Annotated in this window: 4 protein-coding genes and 1 other annotated feature; all 4 genes read left to right on the forward strand. The window is 30.2% G+C overall.

Annotation, left to right across the window (positions count from 1 at the left end):
* Positions 1-746, forward strand: a 746-nt coding sequence (locus ACI3VO_RS09175) for a 3'-5' exonuclease (protein WP_439757625.1), incomplete at its 5' end; no start/stop codon positions are given.
* A gap of 98 nt (positions 747-844) precedes the next feature.
* Positions 845-1057 (forward strand) — a binding site (T-box leader).
* A gap of 133 nt (positions 1058-1190) precedes the next feature.
* Positions 1191-2060 (forward strand): transporter substrate-binding domain-containing protein, encoded by an 870-nt coding sequence (locus ACI3VO_RS09180; protein WP_439757626.1) that lies wholly within the window; start codon positions 1191-1193, stop codon positions 2058-2060.
* Between the two features lie 29 nt (positions 2061-2089).
* Positions 2090-2761 carry an amino acid ABC transporter permease gene (locus ACI3VO_RS09185; protein ID WP_439757627.1) on the forward strand — a complete coding sequence of 224 codons (672 nt, stop codon included), beginning with the start codon at positions 2090-2092 and terminating at the stop codon, positions 2759-2761.
* Positions 2762-2786: 25 nt separating this feature from the next.
* Entirely contained in the window at positions 2787-3509 is a 723-nt protein-coding gene (locus ACI3VO_RS09190) for an amino acid ABC transporter ATP-binding protein (RefSeq protein ID WP_439757628.1), read from the forward strand.
* Positions 3510-3683 lie beyond the last annotated feature (174 nt).

Below are 3683 nucleotides of genomic sequence, written 5' to 3' on the forward strand. Positions count from 1 at the left end.
TAATTACAAAATGTAATTTACACCAAAAACAAGTTAAAACTATAAACGACTTAGAAATAGATTTAAGCTACCTTAAATCACTAGAGCCTAAAAATGCAATTTCATTTATAAGAACGACTCTAGATTACGATAAATACATATTAGATTACTGTATGAATAGAAAAATAAAGCCTAATGGATTGATAGAGATATTAAACGAAATAGAAAGCTCATCTTCAAATTTCAAGACAATAGGAGAATACCTAAGTCATATAGAAAAAGTAAAAGAAGAGCTACAAGAAAATCAAAAAAATAAAGAAGTAAACGGAGTAATATTCACAACTATGCACAGTGCAAAGGGATTAGAATTTGACAATGTTTATATAATTGGTACAAATGAAGGAACAATTCCGCACGAAAAATCATATGATATAGAGGATGAAGATAAGAAAAACGATCAAATTGAAGAAGAAAGACGACTTATGTATGTCGCGATAACAAGAGCTAAAAATAGACTTTGCATAAGCTGTCCACAAAACAAATACGGCAAAAAAGTATCAATATCCAGATTTATAAATGAAATAGAAGAACCTCTAAATTCAGAGCTAAAGCAGATAAACATCGGCGATAAAATATACCACAAGACATTTAAAGAAGGAAAAATCGTCGATAAGAAAAACGATAAGATAACAGTAAAATTTAAAAAATCAACTAAGGTTTTAGATTACAAAACATGTTTAAAAAATAAAATTATTAAAATAATATAAAAAATTAGGCATATTATCGAGAAATAAGTAAAAATTTATCGATAAAAGAATTGACAAAAATAGAAAAAGTAATTTATAATTATATAATAGTTTAATAATAAAATTCTATGAAAAAGAAAGTAGCATAAACATAAATTCAAGCGAGCTGGGTATGGTGTGAGCCAGTAATGGAGTTTATTGCGAAGAGAGCTTTGGAGAAGATTATCTGAAATTAGTAGGATAATAGGTATGCCTGCCTTAAAGGCTTGAGTGGATAATTAAAATTTATTAATTATCAAAAAGAGTGGTAACGCGGTTAATTCGTCTCTTAGTTTTTGAACTAAGGGACTTTTTTATTTTTGGTGATTTCTTTGAACTGATGTATTTTATTTAGACTAATAGATTTTGAAATCTAAAAAATACTGCGTATTACTATATATAAAAAAACTAAGGGGGACTGTTAAAATGAAATTAAAGAAATTATTAGCTACAGGGTTAGCTGCAATTATGGTAATGGGCTTAGTTGGATGCAGTAGTTCATCAAAAAGCTCAAGTGCATCAAGCGCAAGTAGTGCTACTGAAAAAGTAGACAAATTAGAACAAGTAAAAGAAGCTGGAGTATTAAAAATGGGTACAAGTGCTGAATATGCTCCATATGAATTCCATACAATGGTTGATGGAAAAGATACTATAGTAGGATTTGACGTTACTATGGTAGAAGAAATAGCTAAAGATATGGGTGTAAAAGTAGAATACACTGATATGGACTTCGATGGTTTATTAGGAGCTTTAAATGCAGATAAAGTTGACGTAGTTTTAGCTTGTATGACTCCAAATGAAACAAGAAAGAAAAGTGTAGATTTCTCTGAATTATACTATGAAGACAGCAATGTTTGTATAGTAAGAAAAGGTGACGAAGACATAGTAAAATCAGCTGACGATTTAAAAGACTTAAAAGTTGGTGTTCAAAGTGGTACTACACAAGCAAGTTATGTAACAGAAGATTTAGGTATAACTGAAGCTAAACAATTAAAGAGAGTTCCAGACTTAATGTTAGAACTTCAAAACAAAAACATAGATGTTATAGTTACAGGTAGAAACGTTGCTCAAATAAACATAGCACAATATGATGGTTTAGCAATAGGAAATACAGAAGTAGGTCAAGAAGTAGCTGAAACTTCAGCAGTAGCAGTTAAAAAAGCAGATGACAAAGTTGATAATACTGCATTTATAGAATCTATAAATAAAACTATAAAGAGATTACAAGATGAAGGTAAAATCGACGAATACATGCAAGATGCTTTAAAATTAGCTGACAAACAAGAAGAAGAATAGGCTTTATATTAGAAGTAGGAGATTAGATTATGGATTTTAGTGTATTATCAGGATATTATGGAGTATTTATAGCAGGTGCTAAAACTACTATAATTATTTCATTAGTATCTTTAGTAATTGGTTTTGTTTTAGGGTTACTTATTTGTCTAATGAAAATGTCAAAAATAAAAATCTTAAAATGGCCAGCAAGTGCTTATGTACAAATATTAAGAGGTACACCTCTATTTGTACAAATCTTTATCATTTATTTTGGTTTACCACAGCTAGGTATTCAGTTTCCTGATATAGGACCTTTCTCTAGTGACTTTGTAAGTGGTGCATTTGCATTATCAATAAATTCAAGTGCATATATAGCTGAGATATTTAGATCAGGTATACAAGCAGTAGATAAAGGACAAATGGAAGCAAGTAGATCTTTAGGATTAGGATATGTTGATGCTATGAGATATGTCATAGTACCACAAGCTGTAAAAAATGTATTACCAGCATTAGCAAATGAATTCATAACATTAGTTAAGGAATCTTCAATAATTTCTGTTATAGGAGTTCAAGAATTGATGTTTAAGGCTGGTATAGTTAGAACAGCATTATATAGACCATTCGAGCCATATATAATGGCAGCTATAATGTATCTTGTTATGACTACAGTACTTTCATTATTAGTAGGATTACTAGAAAAGAAATTAGCTCAGTCTAATTAGAAAAATACCAAAGGAATGTGATAATATGATAGAGTTAAAGAATTTGCATAAATCATTCGGTGATTTACATGTACTTAAAGGAATAGACTTAACTATAGAAAAAGGTCAAATAGTTACAATAGTTGGACCTAGTGGATCAGGAAAAAGTACAGTATTGAGATGTATGAATTTACTTGAAGTGCCAACAGAGGGTCAAGTAATATTTGAAGGTACAGATATTACTGATAAAAAAGTTAATATTGATGAAGTTAGACAAAAAATAGGTATGGTGTTCCAAAACTTCAACCTATTTCCTAACATGACTGTACTAGATAATATAACACTTGCTCCTATGAAGATTAAAAAATTAAGTAGAGCAGAGGCTAATAAAAAGGCAGAAGAACTACTTAAAAGAGTAGGATTATTAGACAAAAAGGATGCTTATCCAGCCCAATTATCAGGTGGGCAAAAGCAAAGAATTGCAATAGCTAGAGCATTAGCTATGGAACCAGACATGATGTTATTTGACGAACCAACATCAGCTCTTGACCCAGAAATGGTAAAAGAAGTTCTTGATGTTATAAAAGAGTTAGCCAAAGAAGGTATGACAATGGCGATAGTAACACATGAAATGGGATTTGCAAAAGAAGTATCTGATAGACTTTTATTTGTGGATGGTGGTAAAATCATAGAAGATGATAAGCCTGAAGTAGTATTTACAAATCCTAAAAATGAAAGAGCTAGAGACTTCTTCTCAAAAATATTATAGAAAATTAGAAGCTTTATAAATAAAGAGGCTGTCGTAAAATAAAATTTGCGACAGCCCTTTTTATAATTTTAGTAGTATATTCCTTTTTCAAATATATCCTTTAATTCTTGTTGATCGTTAGTTTTACCTAGAGCTAGCATAAGCTTAATTCTAGCTTTTTGGCCAGGTAAGTCC

Source organism: Intestinibacter sp. (genome assembly GCF_051866655.1).
GTDB lineage: Bacteria > Bacillota > Clostridia > Peptostreptococcales > Peptostreptococcaceae > Intestinibacter.

What these genes read in the sequence shown, in the direction of transcription:
- ACI3VO_RS09190 (WP_439757628.1), top strand. Translation starts at nt 2,787, where the DNA reads ATGATAGAGTTAAAGAATTTGCATAAATCATTCGGTGATTTACATGTA.
- ACI3VO_RS09180 (WP_439757626.1), top strand. Translation starts at nt 1,191, where the DNA reads ATGAAATTAAAGAAATTATTAGCTACAGGGTTAGCTGCAATTATGGTA.
- ACI3VO_RS09185 (WP_439757627.1), top strand. Translation starts at nt 2,090, where the DNA reads ATGGATTTTAGTGTATTATCAGGATATTATGGAGTATTTATAGCAGGT.